This window comes from Streptomyces sp. NPDC053750 (assembly GCF_044544295.1).
Taxonomy (GTDB): Bacteria; Actinomycetota; Actinomycetes; order Streptomycetales; family Streptomycetaceae; genus Streptomyces.
On the sequence record NZ_JBITXB010000007.1, the window covers coordinates 408,216 to 431,063 of the forward strand.

Below are 22,848 nucleotides of genomic sequence, written 5' to 3' on the forward strand. Positions count from 1 at the left end.
GCTGGACGCGTAGGCGAGGGGGACCGTGTGACGGGCATTGACCGGCCCGTGGGCGACCGGCCCGGCGGGTCGGGCGCGGGGCCGCTGCTGCTCGGCGTGCGCCACCACGGGCCGGGGTCGGCGCGGGCGGTCCGGGCAGCACTGGAGGCGGCCCGGCCGGGGGTCGTGCTGATCGAAGGGCCGCCCGAGGCCGACGCCCTGATCCCGCTGGCCGCCGACGAGGACATGCGACCGCCGGTCGCGCTGCTGGCCCACGCCGTGGACGAGCCCGGTCGCTCGGCCTTCTGGCCGATGGCCGAGTTCTCCCCGGAGTGGGTGGCCATCCGCTGGGCCTTGGAGCACGACGTTCCGGTCCGCTTCATCGACCTTCCGGCCGCGCACACGCTGGCGTGGCCGGAGCCGGAGCCGGAGCCGGAGCCGAGGTCGGGGCCGGGGGAGGGTGAGGGGGGCGAGCCCGGCGCACCCGGTGCCGCTTCCTCCGACGTCCGGGTGGATCCCCTCGCCGTCCTCGCCGAGGCCGCCGGTTACGACGATCCGGAGCGCTGGTGGGAGGACGTCGTCGAGCACCGGGGCGCAGGGGAAGGAGACGTGTTCGCACCGTTCACGGCGCTGGAGGAGGCCATGGGGGCGCTGCGGGAGACGGAGGAGGGCGGAGGGCGCGACCGGGACCTCGTGCGCGAGGCGTACATGCGGCTTCAGGTGCGGGCGGCGCAACGCGACTTCGACCGGGGCGTGGCGGTGGTGTGCGGGGCCTGGCACGTGCCCGCGCTGCGGCGCAGGACCACCGTCGCCGCCGACCGGGCACTGCTCAGGGGCCTGCCCAAGGCCAAGGTGGACCTGACCTGGGTTCCCTGGACCCACCGCCGGCTGTCCCGGGTCAGTGGATACGGGGCGGGCATCGACTCGCCGGGTTGGTACGGGCATCTGTTCGGCGTCCCGGACCGGCCGGTGGAGCGGTGGCTGACCAAGGTGGCCGGGCTGCTGCGGGAGGAGGACAGGCCGGTCTCCTCGGCACATGTGATCGAGGCGGTGCGGCTGGCCGGGACCCTCGCCGTGATGCGCGGCCGTCCACTGCCCGGGCTGAGCGAGACGACGGACGCCGTACGGGCGGTGATGTGCGAGGGCTCGGACGTGCCGCTGGCGCTCGTGCACGACCGGCTGGTGGTGGGCGACGTGCTGGGGGAGGTCCCCGCGGGGGCACCCGCGGTGCCCTTGCAGCGGGACCTCGACCGGATCCAGCGGCGGCTGCGGCTCAGGCCGGAGGCGCAGGAGCGGGAGCTCGAGCTGGACCTGCGCAAGGAGACCGACGCCGGGCGGAGCAGACTGCTGCACCGGCTGCGGCTGCTCGGCGTCGGATGGGGTGAGCCGGCCGCCTCGCGGGGCAGCACGGGCACGTTCCGGGAGACCTGGCGACTGCGGTGGGAGCCGGAACTGTCGGTGCGGGTCGCCGAGGCCGGGGTGTGGGGCACCACCGTGCTCGCCGCCGCGACCGCAAGGGCCAAGGCGGACGCCGTCACCGCGCAGGGTCTCGCCGACGTCACCGCGCTCGCCGAGCGCTGTCTGCTGGCCGAACTGCCCGGCACGCTCCCCACGGTGATGCGGATCCTCGCCGACCGCGCGGCGCTGGACACCGAAGTCGGCCACCTCGTCCAGGCCCTGCCCGCCCTGGTCCGCTCCCTGCGCTACGGCGATGTGCGCGGCACCGACACCGGCGCGCTGGCCGAGGTCGCCGCGGGCCTCGCCGAGCGGGTCTTCGTCGGCCTGCCTCCGGCCTGCGCGGCGCTGGACGCCGACGCGGCCGAGGGGATGCGCCGGCACGTGGACGCCGTGCACGGGGCGGTGGGCCTGCTCGGCGACGCCCCCGCGCCGGGCCACGGCGACCTGCGCGCCCGCTGGCGGGCCGTGCTGCGGACCCTGTCCACGCGGGACACCGTGCCCGGCGTCATCCGCGGGCGCGCCGTACGACTTCTGCTGGACGACGGGGAGCTCGCACCGGACGAGGCGGCGCGGCTCATGGGCCTGGTGCTGTCCCCGGGGACGCCACCGTCGGACGCGGCGGCCTGGATCGAGGGCTTCGTCGGCGGTGGCTCCGGCGGTGGCATGCTCCTCCTCCACGACGAGCGGCTGCTCGCGCTGGTGGACGCCTGGCTGACCGGCGTACCGGCGGAGGCGTTCACGGACGTGCTGCCGCTGCTGCGGCGCACCTTCTCGGCGTACGAGCCGGGAGTGCGCCGCAGCCTCGGCGAGCTGGTCCGGCGCGGACCCGACCGGCGGGCGAGCGTCACGACGGCCGGTTCCGGCATACCCGGCTTCGCGGCCGGGCTCGACACCGAGCGCGCCGACGCCGTGCTCCCGGTGGTCCGGCTGCTGCTGGGCCTGGACGCGGCGAGCACAGCGGACACGGTGGTTACGGCGGACGCGACGGGCCCGGCAGGCACGGCGGACGCGGCGGACGCGCGTACCCGAACCGCCGGGCCCGGCACGGGTCTGCGGCCGGGCGCCGACGACAACGACCTCGTGGGGGTGGACGCATGACGACCGAGCCAGGGGTGGTCGACGCGGCACAGGAACGGCTGCGGCGGTGGCGGCTCGTGCTCGGCGGTGACCCGGCCGACGGCACCGGGTGCGCGCTCTCCGGACAGGACGCCGCCATGGACCGGGCGCTCACCGCGCTCTACGGAAAGGGGGACGGACCACGGGCGGGACGGGACCGTTCGGCGGGGCTCGGCGCCTCCGCGCCGGCCGTGGCGCGTTGGCTGGGGGACATACGGACCTACTTCCCCTCCTCCGTCGTGCAGGTCATGCAGCGGGACGCCATCGACCGGCTCGGGTTGGCCACACTCCTGCTGGAGCCGGAGATGCTCGAAGCAGTGGAGGCCGACGTGCACCTCGTGGGCACGCTGCTGTCCCTCAACAAGGCGATGCCGGAGACGACGAAGGAGACGGCGCGGGCCGTCGTGCGCAAGGTCGTCGAGGACCTGGAGAAGCGGCTCGCCACCCGCACCCGGGCGACCCTCACCGGGGCCCTCGACCGCAGCGCCCGCGTCAGTCGGCCCCGGCACCACGACATCGACTGGAACCGTACGATCGCGGCCAACCTGAAGCACTACCTGCCCGAGTACCGGACGATCGTGCCGGAGCGGCTCATCGGGTACGGGCGGGCGTCCCAGTCCGTGAAGAAGGAGGTCGTCCTCTGTATCGACCAGTCGGGCTCGATGGCGGCATCCGTCGTGTACGCGTCCGTGTTCGGCGCGGTACTGGCGTCCATGCGGTCCATCAGCACCCGGCTCGTCGTCTTCGACACGGCGGTCGTTGACCTCACCGACCAGCTCGACGACCCGGTCGACGTGCTCTTCGGCACCCGGCTCGGCGGGGGGACGGACATCAACCGGGCGCTGGCGTACTGCCAGTCGCAGATCACCCGGCCCGCCGAAACGGTGGTCGTGCTGATCAGCGACCTGTACGAGGGGGGTATACGGAACGAAATGCTCAAGCGGGTGGCGGCGATGAAGGCGGCGGGGGTGCAGTTCGTGACGTTGCTGGCGCTGTCCGACGAGGGGGCGCCCGCGTACGACCGGGAGCACGCGGCAGCGCTCGCTGCGCTGGACGCGCCGGCCTTCGCCTGCACGCCCGATCTGTTCCCGGAGGTGATGGCGGCGGCGATCGAGAAGCGGCCGCTGCCGATACCGGACATGACTACCCATCGGTAACGGAGGACTTGCGCAACCTCCGGAGGCCCGTGCGAGGATCGCGCGTCGTATCGATGCGTTGTTCGATGCCCGCGTGGTCGGGTGTCCGCGACGCGGGCCCCGTTCCGCCGCATGAGAGGAATTCCCCTCTTGGTCTGGTCAGCAGTCCTGCCCGGTGCCGCTCCGCGCGTGATGCGCAGGGCGGCCGGGCGGCGTGCGCTGCACGTGGCGCTGCTGGTGGGCGGGTTGTTCGTGCTCGGAGTGCTCTGCGGAGAGCGGGCACAGGCGGCCGAGGGGGCGCCGGGGGTGAGGGACGTGGTCGGCCGGGTCGTCGACAGCGCCGTCACCGTCGAGGGCCCGGAATCCTCCGTCCCGCAGGACTCCCGCGGAGCGGTCCCGGCGGCCGGCGCGGTGTTGCCGGAGCTGCGTCCGGTGGCCGAGCGTGCGGTCCGGTCCGTGGAGGACCGGGTGGTGCGGCCGGTCGGCGACACGGTCGACACGGTGGCCAGGGTGACCGAGGGGCTCGGCGCGGTCGTGCGGGCGGAGGTGCCGCCCCTCGCGGCCTTGCCGCCGCTGCCTCGCCCTCCCTCGCCGCCCTCGCTGTCGTCGTCGGCGCCTCTGCCGGGGGCGTCCGGCGTGACCGGCGTGACCGACCTGACGGGGCTCCCCGGCCGGACGGTGCCGGACGGCTCGGCGCCCTCGGCGTCGCCGCCCCGTGCTACGGCCTCGGAGCCGAGCACCTCCGAGGTCACTGGCCAAACCGACGCCTCCGACTCCCCGGCCTCCGACTCCCCGGCCACCGCCACCCCTGCCTCCGACCCCTCGGTCTCCGACGGAGTCGCGGCGACGGTCGCGTATGGGCCGGACCCCGTCGCCGCCGGGACGGTGCCCTCCGCAGTGCAGGGCGACACCCGCAGCGCCGTGCCCGCGCCCACCGGACACGCCCCCGTCCACCAGGCACCCCCCGGCGACCCCGACGGCGCCCTGGACACCGGGTCCGGCGCCGACAACGGCACTCCGCGTCACTGCGACGCACACGCGGTCACTCCGCAGCACCGGCTCCCGCTCCGGCTCGTGCCCGGTGCCCTGGTGCGCGCCGACGTGACCGAGACCAGGGAGCGGTACCGGGACATCCCGGTCTCCCCGGCCTAGGACAGACGCCGGCGCATCCTCCGTCGCAGGCGCGCCGCGCGGTGCGGAGAGGCCCGCCGCGCGGTGCGGAGAGGCCCGCCGGCACCACCCGTTCGAGGCCGTCGGCCTCCGGTCCGTCCCCGGCCCGTTGCCGGTCCGTCGCCGTCCGTTCCCGGTCCTCTGCCGGTCCGGCCTCGGCCCTCCCCGGTCGTCCTCGTCGGCCGACCGACCACAGCGGCGGCCCACGCCCCGGCCGGCCCATGACCGGCCCCCGCCGCAGCCGCCGCGACGTCCCGGCGCCCTCACGCCGAGGGCACCCGCGACACGCCCGCACCGCACCCCGCCGCACTCGCCCCGCCCCGCCCCGCACCCCGCCGCACCGCGATCACCGCGGCGGCCCACAGACTCCGCGGAGCAGCAGGCCCCGGACGGCCGAAAGCCGTCGGCCTCCGTCCGGCCGAACCCCGCGGACGGGGCCGGCTGGTCCCCATTGGGGTGGGGACCAGCCGCCCCGCCCTCCGCAGCGCCGCACCCGAGCGGCCTGCGGGGAGCCCATCGGGCCTCACCGGGCCAACCCCAGCCCGGTGAGGCCCTCTCCCTCGGCCTCGCTGTCCCCTCCCGCGGCGTCTCCCCTCCCACCCCAGCCACCTCCGCCCACCCCTCACACCCGGCACCCCGTGCCAGTGAGCGCGGCATCATGTGACAGGCATCACCGCTCAGGTGTGACCCACGATTTAGAGACCCCCCGCAAGCGGCGATAACCTGCGAGACGGACATGCCGCGCGCTCGGACACCGTGTGCGCCTCCCTTGTGACTCACGGCGGACGTCACGTTGCCCTTCGCGGCACGCCCACGCATCCAACGAACCGCGAGATCACTGATAGGGACGGAAGCGCGTGGACCTGTTCGAGTACCAGGCGAGGGACCTCTTCGCCAAGCACGATGTACCGGTGCTGGCCGGTGAAGTCATCGACACGCCTGAGGCGGCGCGCGAGATCACCGAGCGTCTGGGCGGCAAGTCCGTCGTCAAGGCCCAGGTGAAGGTCGGTGGCCGCGGCAAGGCCGGTGGCGTGAAGCTGGCCGCCTCGGCGGACGAGGCCGTCGCCCGCGCGACGGACATCCTCGGCATGGACATCAAGGGCCACACGGTCCACAAGGTGATGATCGCCGAGACGGCCCCCGAGATCGTCGAGGAGTACTACGTCTCCTTCCTCCTCGACCGTGCCAACCGCACCTTCCTCTCCATCGCCTCCGTCGAGGGCGGCATGGAGATCGAGGAGGTGGCGGCCACCCGTCCGGAGGCCGTCGCCAAGACCCCGATCGACGCGATCGACGGCGTGACGCCGGAGAAGGCGCGCGAGATCGTCGAGGCCGCGAACTTCCCGGCCGAGGTCGCCGACAAGGTCGCCGACATCCTGGTCAAGCTGTGGGACACCTTCATCAAGGAGGACGCCCTCCTGGTCGAGGTCAACCCGCTGGCCAAGGTCGTCTCCGGCGACGTCATCGCCCTCGACGGCAAGGTGTCGCTGGACGACAACGCCGAGTTCCGTCACCCCGACTTCGAGGCCCTCCACGACAAGGCCGCGGCCAACCCGCTCGAGGCCGCCGCCAAGGAGAAGAACCTCAACTACGTCAAGCTCGACGGCGAGGTCGGCATCATCGGCAACGGCGCGGGTCTCGTCATGAGCACCCTCGACGTCGTCGCGTACGCCGGTGAGAAGCACGGCAACGTCAAGCCCGCCAACTTCCTGGACATCGGTGGCGGTGCCTCTGCCCAGGTCATGGCGAACGGCCTGGAGATCATCCTCGGCGACCCGGACGTCCGCTCCGTGTTCGTCAACGTCTTCGGCGGCATCACCGCCTGCGACGAGGTCGCCAACGGCATCGTCCAGGCGCTGAAGCTCCTCGAGGACCGCGGCGAGAAGGTCGAGAAGCCGCTCGTCGTCCGTCTCGACGGCAACAACGCCGAGCTGGGCCGCAAGATCCTCACCGACGCCAACCACCCGCTGGTCCAGCGCGTCGACACCATGGACGGCGCGGCCGACAAGGCCGCCGAGCTGGCCCACGCCGCCAAGTAAGCACTCAGGACGAGGACAGAACACACCATGGCTATCTGGCTCAACAAGGACAGCAAGGTCATCGTCCAGGGCATGACCGGCGCCACCGGCATGAAGCACACCAAGCTCATGCTCGGTGACGGCACCGAGGTCGTGGGCGGCGTGAACCCGCGCAAGGCGGGTACCTCCGTGGACTTCGACGGCACCGAGGTACCGGTCTTCGGCACCGTCAAGGAGGCCATCGAGAAGACCGGCGCCAACGTCTCCGTCATCTTCGTGCCGGAGAAGTTCACCAAGGACGCCGTCGTCGAGGCCATCGACGCCGAGATCCCGCTGGCCGTCGTGATCACCGAGGGCATCGCCGTGCACGACTCGGCCGCCTTCTGGTCGTACGCCGGCAAGAAGGGCAACAAGACCCGGATCATCGGCCCGAACTGCCCCGGCATCATCACGCCGGGCCAGTCCAACGTCGGCATCATCCCGGGCGACATCACCAAGCCGGGCCGCATCGGCCTGGTCTCGAAGTCCGGCACGCTGACGTACCAGATGATGTACGAGCTGCGTGACATCGGCTTCTCGACCGCCGTCGGCATCGGTGGCGACCCGATCATCGGCACCACGCACATCGACGCGCTCGCCGCGTTCGAGGCCGACCCCGAGACCGACCTGATCGTCATGATCGGCGAGATCGGCGGCGACGCCGAGGAGCGTGCGGCGGAGTACATCTCGAAGAACGTGACCAAGCCGGTCGTCGGCTACGTCGCGGGCTTCACCGCGCCCGAGGGCAAGACCATGGGCCACGCCGGCGCCATCGTCTCCGGTTCGTCCGGCACCGCCCAGGCGAAGAAGGAGGCCCTGGAGGCCGCCGGTGTCAAGGTCGGCAAGACGCCGACCGAGACCGCGAAGCTGGCCCGCGCCATCCTCGCCGGCTGACACAGCCCCATAGGCCGACCGCTTTCCAGCGGATGCCGTACGCCGAGTGGCCCGTCCCGATCGGGGGCGGGCCACTCGGCGTACGGTGAGGTGTCCTGCTGCAGTGTCCCGGTGAGGCGTCCCGGCGAGGCGCCCCGGTGTGTGGCGTCCGGGTGCCGGCGGTGTCACTCCAGCCGGGGCGTCAGCCGCTCCGGACCGTCCTGCAACTGGTCCCGCAGCTTCTGCCGCAGCGCCAGCTCCTCGTCCGACAGGGCCCCCGGCGCGACCCGGGGCGGCACCCCGCGCACCGTCTCTCCCGGCGCCACGGGCCGTTCGTAGTGGGTGGGCGCGGAGCGCAGGGTCAGGGCCGTCGTCCCGATGAAGGCGACCGTGAGCGCGATCGCGACCCTTGTCATCAGCCGTGCCCGGCGTTCGCTGCCCGCCCGCACCGCCGGGGGCCCGGCCGCCCGCAGCCGCTCGGCCGACGCCAGCTCTGCCAGCCGCTGGTGCAGCACCTGCGGGTCGGCCAGCTCGGGCAGCCGGCCGGCGACGGCCTCGCGGGCGCGCAGGAGCCGACCGGCCGTCACCGGGGTGCTCGCCTCCGTCTCCGCCGCCGTCTCGGGCAGGTCCAGGCCCACACCGTCGTACAGCAGAAGCGTGCGGCGATGCCGCGGGGGGAGCCGGAGCAGGGCGTTCTGCAGGGCGCGGTGGGAAGGGTCGGCGGGCGGCGGCTCGGGGTGCCGGTGGCGCATGCGGAACCGTTGCCAGGGGGAGAGCGCGTACTCGTACGCCGTCGCCCGCACCCAGCCCACCGGGTCCCGGTCGCGGGCCACCTCGGGCCAGCGCTCCCAGGCGTGCTGGAAGGCCCGCTCCACGGACTCGCGCGCCAGCTCCCGGCGGCCCGTCAGCAGATAGGTCTGCCGTACGAGGGCGGGGGCGCCGAACTCGTAGAGCGCGTCGAAGGCCTGAGCGGGCGTCAACTCCGAGGGCGCGGGTGCCGGTTCAACGACCGGAACCGGCTGCTCGTCCACGTTCAGCGGCCTCGCGGGCCGTACGAGGATGTCGGTGCCCTTCTCCGAGGCGCCGGCCGGTCCGGTGCCGACGGCCACGACGACGGGCACCGGCGCCGGTTCGCCCTCCGGCGTCGGTTCCACCGCCCCTGCCCCCGCTGCCTCTTCCTCCGCCTTCGCCAGGGTGTTCAGCAGCTCCGCGTACGCCTCCCGTTTCCGGCCGCGCGGAGTGGTGCGGCCGCTCTCCCACGCGCGGACCGTCCCGCGGCCGACGCCCAGCCGCGTCGCGAGCTCGGCCTGCGTCAGCGCGGCGGCCTCGCGCAGGTGCCGGCGTGTCTTGGGAGGGGGGAGCGGGGGTGCAGGGCGCGGCGTCACAGGGCGCCCCTGCGTACGAAAAAGTACATAACCATATATTGGGCGACACAGCGGTGCTTCGCCCGTTACGCCCGTAAAGCGCGTGTCGTTGGGAGCATGGCGGCGTGATGCCGACGACCGCCCGCAGAGCCCCGTTGTCCATGCTGCGCACCCGGTGGCGCGACCGGTCCCCCGGGCTGGCCGCCGGCCTCCTGGGCGGCGCGGTCGCGGCGGGTCTGGGACTGGCCGCGTGCGCCGTGCTCGTCACGGTGCTGTGGATCAGCTCGCCGTACCCCGACAACGGACCCGGCGGCGCGCTGCACGTCGCCGCGGCGATGTGGCTACTGGCCCACGGCGTCGAACTGGTCCGTGCCGACACCCTCACCGGCGCCCCCGCACCCGTGGGCGTCACCCCACTGCTGCTGCTCCTGTTGCCGGTGTGGCTGCTGCACCGCGCGGCCCGGGACGCCAGCGACCCCGGGGACGGTGTCGGCCTGGCCGTGGGAGCGGGCCCGGGGGCGGGGGCCGGAATGCACCTGGGCGGCGGCGGGGGCCGCGCCGCCGGACCCCCGCCCCTCTCCGCGCGCAACGCCTGGACCGGGGTCGTCGTCGGCTACCTCGCCGTCGCCGCGCCCGTCGTGCTGTACGCGGCGGGCGGCGCGCTGCGGCCCTCCTGGTGGTCGATGACGGTGTGCCTGCCGCTGACCACCATGGCCGCGGCGGGGGCCGGCGTGTGGACGGCGTTCGGCCGACCGGGCGGTCCGGTGGGACAGGCGCTGCGCGTGCTGCCCCGGACGGTGCGGGAGCTGGTCGTGGAGCCGGACGCGCGCCTGGGCGCCGCGACACGCGCCGCGGGCGCCGGTGCGGCGGTGCTCGTCGGTGGCGGGGCGCTGCTGCTCGCGGTGTCGCTCGTGTGGCACGGAGCCGCGGCCCGGGAGGCGCTGGTGCAGTTGGCCGAGGGGTGGCCGGGCCGGTTCTCCGTACTGCTGCTCTGCATGGTGCTGGTGCCGAACGCGGCGGTGTGGGCGGCGGCGTACGCCCTCGGCCCCGGCTTCGTGCTCGGGACCGGGCATGTCGTGGAGCCCTTCTCCTCCGGCCCCGCCCCCCTGCTGCCGCCGTTCCCGCTGCTGGCCGCGGTACCGGACGCGGGTCCGGGCACGCCGCTGCACTGGGCGGCCGGGGCGGTGCCGCTGGCGGCGGGGGTGGTGACGGGGTGGTTCACGGCGCGGGCGGCGTCGGCGTGGTCGTGGCGTCGGACCGCTGCCGCCGCCCTCGTGGCCGCCGCTCTGTGCGCGGTCCTCGTCGCCCTGCTGGCCGCATGGGCGGGCGGGCCGCTCGGAGACGCCGCGCTCGCCGAGTTCGGACCGGTGTGGTGGCAGGCCGGCGGCGCGACGCTGGTGTGGGTCGGGGTGGTGGCGGTGCCGGTGGCGGTGGTGCTGCGGGCGTGGTGGGGCTGGCGGGGTGCCGCGGAGGTCTCGGCGGGGGCGGTGCGCAAGGAGGAGGAAGCGGCCGCCGCCGGCGAACGGTGGTGGCGGTTGCCGTTGCCCTCCATGCCCTCCGTGCCCTCCATGGCTTCCCTCGGGTGGGTCCGAGGGAAAGGTGCGGTGGGGGGCCCGAGCGCGGAGGAGGACGAGGACGAGGATGCCGTGCCGTTCGGGCTGTACGACGGGGACGACTCGCCTGTGGGGCCGCTCCGTGGGGGGTGAGGCGGGAACGGCGCGTCGGGTGTCGCCATGGGTACGGCCTTCGGCTTCGTTCCTCAAACGCCGGACGGGCTGGGATTGCCCGGACCGGCGTCGAAAGGGAACGTCAGCCCTCCGTGCCCAGCAGGTCCCTCAGCTGCTCCGGCAGGAGGCGGTCGCAGGACTGTTTTGCCTCGCTGGTCAGCGCGTCGTTCTGGCACGTGTAGTAGTCGTTGTAGACCAGCTGGGCGCCGAAGGACGCGGCGACCAGGGCGAGGGCCAGGGACGAGGTGACCAGGCCGCTGATCGCGGCGGTGCGCTGCGGGCGGCCGTTCTGCTCGGCGGACGGGGCCGGGGTGTCCGGGTCGCCGCCGGTGCGGGGCTTGGCGCGCAGCGCGCTGATGCCCCAGTACAGGGCGAGGGCGCCGAGCAGCAGCGCGACGTACGGCCAGGTGAAGAGCGCGAAGAAGAGGGCCCACATGCCGCTCAGCAGCGCATAGCGGGCGCGTCGCTGGGCCGGGTCCGTCGGGTCCCAGCGCGGGCCCCCGCCGCCGCCCGGTCCCTCGGAGCCGGAGCCGCCGGGCCGCTCGCCGAAGTTGCCCGGGGAACGGCCGGGCTGCCGGTCGCTCCACTGGCGGCCCCACGGGGAGCGACCGCCGCCGTCACCCTGTGAGCCCCGGGAGTCGTCGCCCGACGGGTGCCGCGGCTGCCAGGGGCGGTCCGGCGTGCCCTCGGGGGGCGGGGCGAACGGGTTGTCCTGCTGGGGATCCTGAGGTGCGCCGTCCTGCTCGCCGCCGTTCTTCCGGTCCGAGGAGGAGTCGGGCGGCGAGGAGCGGCGTTCCCGCAGCAACACGGCGCTGCGCCCCCCTGGCTGCGCCGGCTGCTGGGGGAGCGTGAGCAGTCGCGGGCTGCGGTCCGGCATCAAGTGAGCGTCTTCCCCTTGGCGATAAACGAACTGGAACGAACGGGCGAACTGGTCGGCACGACTGGTGAACGCATGGCGCGCGGGTCGCGTTCCCGGTCCGGCTCCAGGCAGACGCTACCTTCCGGCCACGCCCCCGTCCCGAGGGGGCCGTCCGGTGTGCCGGTATCGTTGCTGACGGTCGGCTGCTTCGTAGACTTCCCCGTATCCCGGGGCGCGAAGCATTCGTACGACTGTACAAACCGATGAACGTGCACCACCGTCGGCCGTGCGAAACCGACCGCTGAGACCCGCTCCCCCGAGAAAGGCCCCCACCGTGGCCGCCAAGCCCGTGGCCCAGCGAGCCAAGCGCCTCGTCGTACTGGTCTCCGGATCCGGCACCAACCTCCAGGCGCTCCTCGACGAGATCGCCGCCATCGGCGTCGAGGCCTACGGAGCCGAGATCGTGGCCGTCGGCGCCGACCGCGACGGCATCGAGGGGCTCGCCCGCGCCGAGCGCGCCGGGCTGGCGACCTTCGTACGAAAGGTCAAGGACTACGGGACCCGCGAGGAGTGGGACGCGGCGCTCGCCGAGGCCGTCGCCGCCCACGAGCCCGACCTCGTCGTCTCGGCCGGGTTCATGAAGATCGTGGGGAAGGAGTTCCTGGCGCGGTTCGGCGGGCGGTTCGTCAACACCCACCCCGCGCTCCTCCCCAGCTTCCCGGGAGCCCACGGTGTGCGGGACGCGCTCGCGTACGGCGCCAGGGTCACCGGCTGCACCGTCCACTTCGTCGACGACGGCGTCGACACCGGGCCGATCATCGCGCAGGGCGTGGTGGAGGTCCGGGACGAGGACGACGAGAGCGCTCTGCACGAGCGCATCAAGGAAGTCGAGCGAAGGCTGCTCGTCGATGTCGTGGGGCGGCTCGCCCGCAACGGCTATCGCATTGAGGGACGAAAGGTAGTTATCCAGTGACCGCCACCGCCGAGAGCAACAAGCGGGCCATCCGTCGCGCGCTCGTCAGCGTCTACGACAAGACCGGACTGGAGGAGCTGGCCCGCGGGCTGCACGAGGCCGGCGTCGAGCTCGTCTCCACCGGCTCCACCGCCGGGCGCATCTCCGCGGCCGGCGTGCCCGTCACCAAGGTCGAGGAGCTGACCGGCTTCCCCGAGTGCCTGGACGGCCGCGTCAAGACCCTGCACCCCAAGGTCCACGCCGGCATCCTCGCCGACCTGCGCCTGGACAGCCACCGGCAGCAGCTCGACGAGCTGGGCGTGGCGCCGTTCGACCTGGTCGTGGTCAACCTCTACCCGTTCCGCGAGACCGTCGCCTCGGGTGCCACCCCGGACGAGTGCGTCGAGCAGATCGACATCGGCGGCCCGTCGATGGTCCGCGCCGCCGCCAAGAACCACCCCTCGGTCGCGGTCGTCACCAGCCCCGCCCGCTACGCCGACGTGCTGTCCGCGGTGAAGGACGGCGGCTTCGACCTCGCCGCCCGCAAGCGGCTGGCCGCCGAGGCCTTCCAGCACACCGCCGCGTACGACGTGGCCGTCGCCTCCTGGTTCGCCTCCGAGTACGCCCCCGTCGACGAGTCCGGGTTCCCCGACTTCCTCGGCGCCACGTACGACCGCGCGCACACCCTGCGCTACGGCGAGAACCCGCACCAGCCCGCCGCGCTCTACACCGCCCCCGAGGGCGGCGGCCTCGCGCAGGCCGAGCAGCTGCACGGCAAGGAGATGTCGTACAACAACTACACGGACACGGACGCCGCCCGCCGTGCCGCGTACGACCACGCCGAGCCCTGCGTCGCGATCATCAAGCACGCCAACCCGTGCGGCATCGCGGTCGGCGCGGACGTCGCCGAGGCGCACCGCAAGGCGCACGCCTGCGACCCGCTGTCCGCGTTCGGCGGCGTGATCGCGGTCAACCGCCCGGTCTCCAAGGAGATGGCCGAGCAGGTCGCCGAGATCTTCACCGAGGTCATCGTCGCGCCGGACTACGAGGACGGCGCGCTCGAAGCCCTCACCAAGAAGAAGAACATCCGCGTGCTGCGCGCCCCCGAGGCCCCCGCCGCCCCGGTCGAGGTCAAGCCCATCGACGGCGGCGCCCTCCTCCAGGTCACCGACCGCCTCCAGGCCGACGGTGACGACCCGGCCACCTGGACCCTCGCGACCGGCGAGGCCCTCTCCGAGGCGGAGCTGGCCGAGCTGGCCTTCGCCTGGAAGGCGTGCCGGGCCGTGAAGTCCAACGCCATCCTCCTCGCCAAGGACGGCGCCTCCGTCGGCGTCGGCATGGGCCAGGTCAACCGCGTCGACTCCGCGAAGCTCGCGGTGGAGCGCGCGGGTGCCGAGCGCGCGCAGGGGGCGTACGCCGCCTCCGACGCGTTCTTCCCCTTCCCGGACGGCCTGGAGATCCTCACCGCGGCGGGCGTGAAGGCCGTGGTCCAGCCGGGCGGCTCGGTCCGCGACGAGCTGGTGGTCGAGGCGGCCCGGAAGGCCGGCGTCACGATGTACTTCACCGGGACGCGGCACTTCTTCCACTAGGCGGCGTGTGAGGGTGTCCCGGTCACAGTGCACCGGCACCGGGACCGGGACGCCCCCGTCACGCCCCTCCATCACGCGGTCGTCACGCCGTCGAAGCCGTCCGCGCTCCCGCCTGCCGCAGCGCGGCGTCCCGGGCCGCACGGAACTCCTCCAGCAGTGAGGTGCGCGCGGGTGGCAGCGCCTTCTCCACCTGCTTCTGGGCCCGGGAGATCTGTTCGGCCAGACCGGCCTCGGCCTGGCACGCGGCGTCCCGCACGGCGATCCGCAGTTCCTCCCGCCCCGTGGCCCGCAGGGCAGCCGCGTCCGAGCCGGCGGAGTCGAGCCGCTTCTTCAGCGCCTTGAGCGGGTCCTCGCGGTGCGCGTACCGGAAACCCTCGTCCCGCATGCACGCGGCCCACTTCCGCTCCGCCGACCTCACGAGGGAGTGGTCGAGCGTGTCCGTCACGACCGAGTTGCGAAGGCTCTGCAGCGCGTACTGGTTCCGGTCCCACGACGCGCCGTACAGGGCCCGGCGCGCCACGGAGACGCAGGAATCGGTGGCCACCGACACGGTCGGCCCGCCAGGGAGTTCGATCTCCTCGCGCGGCCCGTTCGCCGCCCCCTTGAGCGCACCCTCCCAGGCGCGGCGGTCACGTTCGGCCAGCGCCGACACTCGTTGGGCGTTCGGGTCGGCCGGGGGCTTCCTCAGCCTCTGCACGGTCAGGCCGTAGCCGTCCTGGGCCGCGCGGCTCGGCGTCAGCAGGCCGTAGGGACTCTCGGCCGCCCTCCGCTCGACGTCACCGACGGGTATCGCGTCGTAGTCGAACCCGCGGCTCGTCATGCACGTCCGCACCTCCTGCTCCTCGGCACGGTGCAGTGCGGCCGACTCGGCCGCGGTGTAGTGGAGTGCGCCGCCCAGCGGCCGGGGATCGGGCTGCTTCCTGGCCGCGGCCCCGCCGCCGGGCGACGCGGAGCACCCGGCGGCGAGGAGGGCTGCGGCGGTCAGCCACAGCAGTCTGCGCATGGCGTCAGCAGACCCAGCGGTTGGACGCGAGGTCGTCGGCGAAGATGCCGCCGCTGTACGAGTCGAGGTTGCCGATGGTGTACCCGCGCAGCAGGAGGAAGGAGCTGCCGGTGTAGCCCGTTCCGTTGTAGACGCGCACGTTGCAGTCGTTGCCGTTGTTGTAGACCGACTCCGCGTTGTTGAACTTGGTGTACTGGAGCAGGTTCGTGTTGTCCCCGAACACCTCACCCGGGTCGCCCGCGCCGTTGTCCCCCAGGTACGCGCACAGCGCGCCGGAACTGCAGTCGGTCCACGCCGCGCTCGCCGGCGTGGCGGTGGCGGCGATGCCCAGTCCGGCGAGCGCCGCCGCCCCGAAGGCTGCCGCGATCTTCGTACGGATCATGTGAGGTCCTCCCCTTGTGTGTCCCTGTGGTCCCTTGTGCAGGCCTCACTCTGGCCGGGGAGGGGGATTCGGGGTACCTGAAACCTTGCAGGGTGGCTGTTCCCGGGACCGTTCCGGACAGGTCAGGACGTCTCCGCCTGGCGCAGCGCGCGCCAGGTGGCCGGGCCCACGATGCCGTCCGCGTCCAGCCCGGCGCGCTTCTGGAAGGTGATGACGGCGCCCTGGGTCATGGGACCGAAGTCGCCGTCCACCTCGCCGACCTCCGTGATGCCGTGCAGGTGTCTGAGGAGGCACTGCAGCTCCCTGACCTGGCTTCCGCCGTCGCCCCGCTTGATGGTGAAGTCCCAGGTGCCGCTGTGCCCCGCCATGTGGCCCCGGCCGTTGGCGTCCTCGTACACCACCGGCTTCTCGCAGGTGGGCGGGGCCGCGGCCGCCGGCGCCGAGTCCCACGGCGTGGTGTACGCCAGGCTGGCGGCGCCCACCACGGCCGCGGCGATCGCCGCAGCGACGACCGGGCGCCGCCACCGCCGGGGCCGCAGCCTCGGCAGCCGGGCCGACCTGGCGGCGCCGGCCGCCGCCTCCACCCGGCGCAGCAGCGCCCCGGTGTCGAAGGCGCGCTCCGCGTGGGTCGGGGCCAGGCAGTCCCGCAGGATGTCCCGCCACCCGTCGGGGAGGCCGGGGGACAGGCGCAGTTCCTCACGGCCGCGGGCGTAGCGCATCGCCGCGTCGGAGCGTGCCTCCGCGGTGCCGCCGGGCAGCGGGAACTCCCCGGTCAGGACCACGTGCGCGAGGACACCGAAGGCCCAGACGTCGGCCGACGGGCGGATCCGCGTGCCACGCTCGTCGACCTCGGGCCACAGCAGCTCGGGCGGGGTGTAGTCGGGGGTGGCGAAGGCGGGGGCGTAGGCGTGGGTGCCCTCCATCTCCGCGGCCATGTTGAAGTCGGCGAGGCGGGCCGAACCGTCCGCCATCAGCAGCACGTTGGCCGGTTTCAGGTCGCCGTGCACCCAGCCCGCGTGGTGCAGCTGGTGCAGGCCCTCGCAGATCTGGGCCAGCAGCGCGGGCCCGGACTCCGGGGTGGGAGCCCGGTCCAGTACGGCGTCCAGAGACCCCTCGGCCCGCTCCAGCACCAGGACGGTGGCGCCGTCCAGCTCCGGGTGGTCCGGGTCGTCGACGGTCAGGGTGTCGTACATCCGGATCAGCCGGGGGGAGCGGAGCCGCCGCAGCAACTGCACCTCGCGCTCGGCCAGGTCACGCAGATGGTGCAGCTGGCGCGGGGTGCGGGTGCCCGTGGGCAGGAACTTCAGCGCCACGCGGTGCGGCGACTCGCCGGTACCGGTACCGGTGCCGGTGCCGGTGCCGGTGCCGGTGCCGGTGCCGCGGTCGGGCGGCGCGGCGGACGGGTGGCGCACCGCCTCGTAGACCGTGGCGAACGCCCCCGACGCGAGCGGCTCGCGCACCTCCCAGGACCCGATCCGGTACCCCTTGGGCACCGGGACCGCGTACGGCCGCCCGGTCACCGCGCCGCCCCGCTCGGGACCGGTGCGAGCACCACGAGGTCGTCCTCGCGGACCAGGTCGAAGCGGAGGGCCAGCGAGGCCAGGGACTCCTTCTTGCCGTGTGTCCGCCGGCCCGGCTCGGCCGTGTCCGGGTCGGGCCGCAGCCGCAGTTTGACGGCGAGGTAGTCGATGTTCCAGTAGACGGCGGAGCGGCTGACCTTGGGCCAGCTGGGCCGCAGACGCTCCACGATCTCCTCGACGGCGGGCAGCGGGGCCTGCGGCTCGCCCCGCAGACGGCGCTCGCACAGGGCGGCCAGCACCGCGAAGTACCGTTTGGTGCGGTCGAGGGCGAACGCCGGTGCGGTGGTGGCTCCGGCCAGTCGCCCGCGTTCGACGCTGCGGAACGAGTGCCGCGGCGCCCACACGTCGAAGGTGAGCAGGTCACCCGCGGCGGGCAGGGTCACCCGCGACAACTCGAACGGCACGGGCGCGTCCACGCGGCCCGGCGCGACCTTGATGTGCTCGCCGGCGCCCTCCGGGTTCTCCACCACATACGTCTGGTCCTCGCTGAGGTTGCTCAGCAGCCAGAACGTCCGGTGTGCCGCGATCTCCCCGGCGATCCGGGGCACCCCCGCGTGCGCGATGGTCAGGCCCCCGCCTCTGGATTCGGCCCTGCCGAACTCGACGCGCTCACCCGCGGCGAGCCTCAACTGTTCGGCCACACTGCCGCACGACGGCGGCACGACGATGACGCTGTACATGGAGTCGTCCCCCTCCCCCGATCACTCGGGGTCAACCTTCCCCAGTCCAACAACGGGCAGAGTAGAGGAGGCGCCTGCCGGAACCCGCAGCATTCGGACGGCCCGGCGGGTCGACGGCCACCTCGGACGTCACAGGGTCACTCACGGGCCGACGGCGTGTACTCCTTGAGGTGGTGAGCGACGCGGTCGGCGTAGTCGCGGTACTTCGGGGGAACTCCGCCCGCGTCGTTCACCTTGCGGTACGACGTCCGGTAGGCGACGGCGACCAGCACCCTGCGGTCGCCGGGCAGGCCGGCGTGCAGACGGGGCGTGATCCAGCACAGGTACCGGCCCATCGCCGGGATGGACTCGGCGGGAGGGAACGGCGGTTCGGGGACCGTCTCGCCGGGTGTGCCGTCCTCGTTCATCCACCAGCGCAGCACCTTCGGGGTCCAGCGGGCGATGCCGTACTCGTCCTTGGCGGGATCGGCGAGGTCCGGGTCGAAGTCGCTCTCCACCTTCAGCATGGCGGCGATCAGGGGCGGGCTCACCTCTTTGCGATCGCAGTCGTGCGCCGTCTCGACGATGAGCAGGCGGTAGGCGGGCGGCACGTCCCGGTCGGTGCGGAGTTCGGCGGCGCCGTAGGAGGCGGCGGCCACGTTCGCGGAGGCGCCGGCGCCCCGGCCGCCGGCGGCGGGGGAGCCGTCGTCCCGGATGCCGAGGCCGTACCCGAGCGTCGCGACGACGGCGACGGCGGCCGCCGCGGCGAGGGCGGCCCGCCAGGGATGCGCGGGGCGCCGGAGGAGCCGCGCCGTTCCGCTCGCGCCGCCCGCGGTGTCCGCCACGCGTCGCAGCAGCGCGTCCGTGCCGATGCGCCCGGCGTGCGTACGGGTCAGACACGCCCGTACGACCTCCCGCCACGCCTCGGGGAGTTCGGGGGACAGCCGCAGGTCGTCGGTGCCGCGGCCGTAGGCGACCGCGGCGTCGCGGCGGGCCGTCGGTGTGCCGCCGGGCAGGGGGAAGGAGCCCGTGAGGACCAGGTGGGCCAGGACGCCGAAGGCCCACACGTCGGCGGACGGACGGATCCGCCGGCCGCGTTCGCCGATCTCGGACCACAGCAGCTCGGGCGGGGTGTAGTCCGGGGTGGAGAAGGCGGGCGTGTAGGCGTGGGTGCCCTCCAGCTCCGCGGCCATGTTGAAGTCGGCGAGCCGCGCCGAACCGTCCGCCATCAGCAGCACGTTGGCCGGTTTCAGGTCCCCGTGCACCCAGCCCGCCCGGTGCAGCTGGGCCAGCCCCGCGCAGACCTGCGCGAGCAGCGCGGGCCCGCCGGGCGGACGCGGCGAGCCGGCCAGCAGGCCGGACAGGGACCCCTCGGCGCGCTCCAGTACGAGGACGGTGGCGCCGTCGAGCCGGGGGTGGGCCGGGTCGTCGACGATCAGGGTCTCGTACATCCGGATCAGCCGCGGCTGCCGCAGTCGGCGCAGCAACTCGACCTCGCGCTCGACCAGTTCCCGCAGGTGGGCGAGTTGACGCGGGGTGTCGGTGCCGGTGGGCAGGAACTTCAGTGCGGCCGTGCGCGGCAGCCCCCCGCCGCCGTCCTCCGTCCGGCGCGCGGCGTACACGCTGCCGAAGGCGCCGGTGGCGATCGGCTCCCGCACCTCCCAGACCCCCACCCGGTACCCCCTGGGCACCGGGACGGCGTACGGCTCCGTCATCGCAGCGCCCGTCCGGACGGATCGGTGAGGACCACCAGGTCGTCCTCGCGGACCAGGTCGAAGCGGAGGGCCAGGGAGACCAGGGACTCCTTCTTGCCGTTGAGCCGCGGGCCCGGCTCGGCCGTCTCCGGGCCCGGCTTCAGCCGCAGCTTCACGGCGAGGTAGTCGATGTTCCACTGCACCGACGTGCGGGAGGCGGCCGGCCAGGTCGGCCGGAGCCGGTCGACGACCTGGTCCATGGTCGGCAGCGGCGCGTGCGGCGCGCCGCGCAGCCGGGGCTCGCACAGGGCGGCCAGGACCGCGAAGTACCGCTTGGTGCGGTCGACGGAGAAGGCGGGGGCGGTCGGCTCGCCGTCCGTGCCGTCCGCCGGGTGCAGGTAGTCGTGGCGCGGCGCCCACACCTCGACCGGCAGCAGGTCGCCCGCGGCGGGCAGCACGATCCGCGAGAACTCGAACGGCACCGGCGCCTCCAGCCGGCCCGGCGCCACCTTGATGTGCTCGCCGGCGCCCTCCGGGTTCTCCACCACGTAGGTCTGGTGGGACGAGAGGTTGCTCAGGGCCCAGAAGGTGCCGTGCGCGGTGATCTCACCGGCTCTGCGGGACACCCCGTCGTGCCCGATCCGCAGGCCTCCCTCGGGCACCGACCGCCCGAAGACGAGCCGTTCGCCGGGCGCGAGCCGGAACTGGGCGGGCATACCGGCGCGTTCACCGGTGCGGTCGCGTTCGTCCTCCGTGGTCGGCGGAGGTACCACGATGATGCTGTACAAGGTGCGTCTCCCCGTGCCTGACGGCTACCCCGGCCAGACTAGGGCGACGCACCAGGGCCGTGTCCCCCCTCGTACGGGTGAGACACGGCCCTGTGACGTGATTGGCGAGAAAGCGCTCCGGGCGCCTCAGTAGCGCGGCCGCTTGTACCAGGCCGCACCGTTCGCGTTCCCGACGAACACGGCGACCAGGATGGCGAGCACCGTGTGGACCAGGCCCACGATGATGAACGGGTACAGACCGAGGATCGCGGTGATGATGGCGAAGACCATGGTCGTTATGCGGATGCCGTTGCCGCCGCTGCCGACCTTGAGCGCCATCACGAGCGCGATCACGCCCCACACGAGTGCGAACGCCACGAGGCCCCACAGCATGCCGGACGAGTAGTCGGCCAGCTGCTGGAAGGCGGCGTCGTCCTTCAGGGTCTCGTCGTCCTTCGCGGCCTCCACGCTCACGGCGCTGAAGGCGAACAGGGCCACGCCGAGGAGCTGGAGGCCGACGATGACCCACAGCAGGACGCGGGCCGTGCTGACCGTGCCGGGCATCGAGGTCGGGGCGGCGGGGTAGCCGTGGCCGGCCGACACCGGGGGAGCCTGGGGGTAGCCGTAACCGGGCTGACCCTGGGGCTGTTGCTGCGGGTAGCCGTAGTTCGGCTGCTGGCCGCCCTGGGGCGCACCGTAGGGGTTGTTCGGGTCGCCGAAACTCATGGCGGGACTTCCTCCGTCGCGGTAAGTGCGGGGACGACGCGTGGCCCGGCTCGGAGGAGATTCATGACGTAGCGGTTCGTCCCCCCGGTACGGCCCCGCGGCACTGTGCCGCTCCATCGTTCTTGACCGGTCTCCTACTTGTCCACCCCGGCCGCAAGGTGTTGTGCAAGTGCAACAACCACGATCATGCGCGGATACGGGCGGACGCGTCCCGTGTCGTCCTGGTTCACGACACGTCCCGGATCACGACACGTCCCGGATCACGACCGGACGGTGACCGGATTGGAACAGGGGGCCGGTCATCCGCGAGGATGGGGGCATGACCGCCCAGATTCTCGATGGCAAGGCCACCGCAGCCGCGATCAAGTCCGAACTGGCCGCCCGCGTGGCGGCGCTGAAGGAGAAGGGCGTCACGCCCGGCCTCGGCACCGTCCTGGTCGGCGACGACCCCGGCAGCCAGAAGTACGTCGCCGGCAAGCACCGCGACTGCGCCCAGGTCGGCATCGCCTCCATCCAGCGCGAACTGCCGGCCACGGCGACGCAGGAGGAGATCGAGGCGGTCGTCCGCGAACTGAACGAGGACCCGGCCTGCACCGGCTACATCGTCCAGCTGCCGCTGCCCAAGGGCATCGACGAGAACCGCATCCTGGAACTGATGGACCCGGACAAGGACGCGGACGGCCTGCACCCGATGAACCTCGGCCGACTCGTCCTCAACGAGCCGGCCCCGCTGCCCTGCACCCCCAACGGCATCCTCACCCTGCTGCGCCGCTACGGCGTGGAGATCAAGGGCGCCGAGGTGGTGGTCGTCGGCCGCGGTGTCACCATCGGCCGGCCGATGCCGCTGCTGCTCACCCGGCGCAGCGAGAACGCCACCGTGACCCAGTGCCACACCGGCACCCGCGACCTGTCCGCCCACCTCAAGCGCGCGGACATCATCATCGCCGCGGCCGGCTTCCCGCACCTGATCCGCCCCGAGGACGTCAAGCCGGGCGCCGCCGTCCTCGACGTCGGCGTCTCGCGCAACGCCGAGGGCAGGATCGTGGGCGACGTCCACCCCGACGTGGCCGAGGTGGCGGCCTGGATCTCCCCGAACCCCGGCGGCGTCGGCCCCATGACCCGGGCCCTGCTGCTCGTCAACGTGGTCGAGGCGGCGGAGCGCAGTGCCGGCTGAGCGGACTGGGGGTACGGAGGGGACTGCGGGGTCCGAGGAGATCAAGGGCACGGAGAGCGCCGAGACCTCTGAGACCTCCGAGGTCTCTGATGCGTCCGAGGCGGGCGCCGAGGGCATCACCGTCCGGGACCCCGTCAGCGCGCCGGACGCCGACGGCAGGCCGCGGCGCGTCACCCGCCGGTTCCCGCTCTTCACCCGCGACACCGCGCGCCCCGAGGGCGGCGGCCGGGCGGCGCCCCGGGACGCCCCGGCGCCCGCGCGGCAGTGGCCGGTGCTCGTCGTCGTGTTCCTGGTCGGCCTCGGCCTGCTGCTGACCACGCTGGACGTGTTCCGCTGGGGGACGCTGCTGGTCGGCGCGGCCCTGCTGGTCGGCGCCGCGCTGCGCTGGGTGCTGCCCGACGTCGGCATGCTCGCCGTGCGCTCGCGCTTCACGGACATCACCACGTACGGCGTCCTCGGCCTCGCCATCGTTCTGCTGGCGTTGATGACCCAGCCGAAGCCGGTGCTGGAGATCCCGTTCCTGAAGGACACCCTGCACTTCACGGTCGAGTAGGCCACCGGTTCACCGGCATGCGTACGGCGG

At 73.6% G+C, this 22,848-nt stretch carries 19 protein-coding genes; 10 read left to right on the top strand and 9 right to left on the bottom strand.

Going from position 1 to position 22,848, the window contains the following annotated elements:
- The first annotated feature begins 27 nt into the window (after positions 1 to 27).
- The 5 genes from ACIGO6_RS22590 (at position 28) to sucD (ending at position 7,810) form a co-directional block, all read left to right on the top strand.
- Positions 28 to 2,535 (top strand): DUF5682 family protein, encoded by a 2,508-nt coding sequence (locus ACIGO6_RS22590; RefSeq protein WP_399878838.1) that lies wholly within the window; start codon positions 28 to 30, stop codon positions 2,533 to 2,535.
- Positions 2,532 to 3,710 (top strand): VWA domain-containing protein, encoded by a 1,179-nt coding sequence (locus ACIGO6_RS22595; RefSeq protein ID WP_399878840.1) that lies wholly within the window; start codon positions 2,532 to 2,534, stop codon positions 3,708 to 3,710. The genes ACIGO6_RS22590 and ACIGO6_RS22595 overlap by 4 nt, the downstream gene beginning before the upstream one ends.
- Positions 3,711 to 3,839: 129 nt before the next feature.
- A complete protein-coding gene (locus ACIGO6_RS22600) occupies positions 3,840 to 4,841 on the top strand; it encodes a hypothetical protein (RefSeq protein ID WP_399878842.1) in 1,002 nt (333 codons plus the stop codon).
- A gap of 875 nt (positions 4,842 to 5,716) precedes the next feature.
- On the top strand, positions 5,717 to 6,898 hold the full coding sequence (gene sucC, locus ACIGO6_RS22605) for an ADP-forming succinate--CoA ligase subunit beta (protein ID WP_351137457.1): 1,182 nt from the start codon (positions 5,717 to 5,719) through the stop codon (positions 6,896 to 6,898).
- 27 nt (positions 6,899 to 6,925) lie between these two features.
- The gene (gene sucD, locus ACIGO6_RS22610; RefSeq protein ID WP_356601891.1) at positions 6,926 to 7,810 is read left to right on the top strand and encodes a succinate--CoA ligase subunit alpha; all 885 of its coding nucleotides are present in this window, start codon (positions 6,926 to 6,928) and stop codon (positions 7,808 to 7,810) included.
- A gap of 164 nt (positions 7,811 to 7,974) precedes the next feature.
- Here sucD and ACIGO6_RS22615 read toward each other — a convergent pair whose 3' ends face one another.
- Positions 7,975 to 9,174, bottom strand: coding sequence for a helix-turn-helix domain-containing protein (locus ACIGO6_RS22615; RefSeq protein ID WP_399878844.1), 1,200 nt, complete (start codon positions 9,172 to 9,174; stop codon positions 7,975 to 7,977).
- Positions 9,175 to 9,281: 107 nt separating this feature from the next.
- Between ACIGO6_RS22615 and ACIGO6_RS22620 the strand changes: the two genes are divergently transcribed.
- A complete protein-coding gene (locus ACIGO6_RS22620; protein ID WP_399878959.1) occupies positions 9,282 to 10,859 on the top strand; it encodes a DUF6350 family protein in 1,578 nt (525 codons plus the stop codon).
- A gap of 103 nt (positions 10,860 to 10,962) precedes the next feature.
- Here ACIGO6_RS22620 and ACIGO6_RS22625 read toward each other — a convergent pair whose 3' ends face one another.
- Positions 10,963 to 11,757, bottom strand: coding sequence for a hypothetical protein (locus ACIGO6_RS22625; RefSeq protein ID WP_399878846.1), 795 nt, complete (start codon positions 11,755 to 11,757; stop codon positions 10,963 to 10,965).
- Positions 11,758 to 12,073: 316 nt separating this feature from the next.
- Between ACIGO6_RS22625 and purN the strand changes: the two genes are divergently transcribed.
- The gene (gene purN / locus ACIGO6_RS22630) at positions 12,074 to 12,712 is read left to right on the top strand and encodes a phosphoribosylglycinamide formyltransferase (RefSeq protein WP_399878848.1); all 639 of its coding nucleotides are present in this window, start codon (positions 12,074 to 12,076) and stop codon (positions 12,710 to 12,712) included.
- Positions 12,709 to 14,280, top strand: coding sequence for a bifunctional phosphoribosylaminoimidazolecarboxamide formyltransferase/IMP cyclohydrolase (purH, locus tag ACIGO6_RS22635; protein WP_399878850.1), 1,572 nt, complete (start codon positions 12,709 to 12,711; stop codon positions 14,278 to 14,280). The genes purN and purH overlap by 4 nt, the downstream gene beginning before the upstream one ends.
- A gap of 82 nt (positions 14,281 to 14,362) precedes the next feature.
- Here the strand turns inward: purH and ACIGO6_RS22640 are convergent, their stop codons facing one another.
- From ACIGO6_RS22640 to ACIGO6_RS22670, 7 genes are all read right to left on the bottom strand, one after another.
- Positions 14,363 to 15,283 (bottom strand): hypothetical protein, encoded by a 921-nt coding sequence (locus tag ACIGO6_RS22640; RefSeq protein WP_399878851.1) that lies wholly within the window; start codon positions 15,281 to 15,283, stop codon positions 14,363 to 14,365.
- Between the two features lie 4 nt (positions 15,284 to 15,287).
- Entirely contained in the window at positions 15,288 to 15,665 is a 378-nt protein-coding gene (locus ACIGO6_RS22645) for a peptidase inhibitor family I36 protein (protein ID WP_399878853.1), read from the bottom strand.
- Between the two features lie 122 nt (positions 15,666 to 15,787).
- Positions 15,788 to 17,185: a protein kinase gene (locus tag ACIGO6_RS22650; protein WP_399878854.1), complete on the bottom strand. Its 1,398-nt coding sequence runs from the start codon at positions 17,183 to 17,185 to the stop codon at positions 15,788 to 15,790.
- Positions 17,182 to 17,925 carry an FHA domain-containing protein gene (locus tag ACIGO6_RS22655; protein WP_399878856.1) on the bottom strand — a complete coding sequence of 248 codons (744 nt, stop codon included), beginning with the start codon at positions 17,923 to 17,925 and terminating at the stop codon, positions 17,182 to 17,184. Before ACIGO6_RS22655 ends, ACIGO6_RS22650 begins: the two co-directional genes overlap by 4 nt.
- A gap of 137 nt (positions 17,926 to 18,062) precedes the next feature.
- A complete protein-coding gene (locus ACIGO6_RS22660) occupies positions 18,063 to 19,619 on the bottom strand; it encodes a serine/threonine protein kinase (RefSeq protein WP_399878857.1) in 1,557 nt (518 codons plus the stop codon).
- Positions 19,616 to 20,386: an FHA domain-containing protein gene (locus ACIGO6_RS22665; protein ID WP_399878859.1), complete on the bottom strand. Its 771-nt coding sequence runs from the start codon at positions 20,384 to 20,386 to the stop codon at positions 19,616 to 19,618. The genes ACIGO6_RS22660 and ACIGO6_RS22665 overlap by 4 nt, the downstream gene beginning before the upstream one ends.
- Positions 20,387 to 20,512: 126 nt before the next feature.
- Entirely contained in the window at positions 20,513 to 21,091 is a 579-nt protein-coding gene (locus tag ACIGO6_RS22670; RefSeq protein WP_399878861.1) for a hypothetical protein, read from the bottom strand.
- Positions 21,092 to 21,410: 319 nt separating this feature from the next.
- On the opposite strand from ACIGO6_RS22670, the gene ACIGO6_RS22675 reads away from it, so the two are divergent.
- Together ACIGO6_RS22675 and ACIGO6_RS22680 are read left to right on the top strand one after the other, a co-directional pair.
- Positions 21,411 to 22,265 (top strand): bifunctional methylenetetrahydrofolate dehydrogenase/methenyltetrahydrofolate cyclohydrolase, encoded by an 855-nt coding sequence (locus ACIGO6_RS22675; protein ID WP_399878862.1) that lies wholly within the window; start codon positions 21,411 to 21,413, stop codon positions 22,263 to 22,265.
- A 115-nt stretch (positions 22,266 to 22,380) separates the two neighbouring features.
- Positions 22,381 to 22,818 (top strand): DUF3017 domain-containing protein, encoded by a 438-nt coding sequence (locus ACIGO6_RS22680; protein WP_399878961.1) that lies wholly within the window; start codon positions 22,381 to 22,383, stop codon positions 22,816 to 22,818.
- Positions 22,819 to 22,848 lie beyond the last annotated feature (30 nt).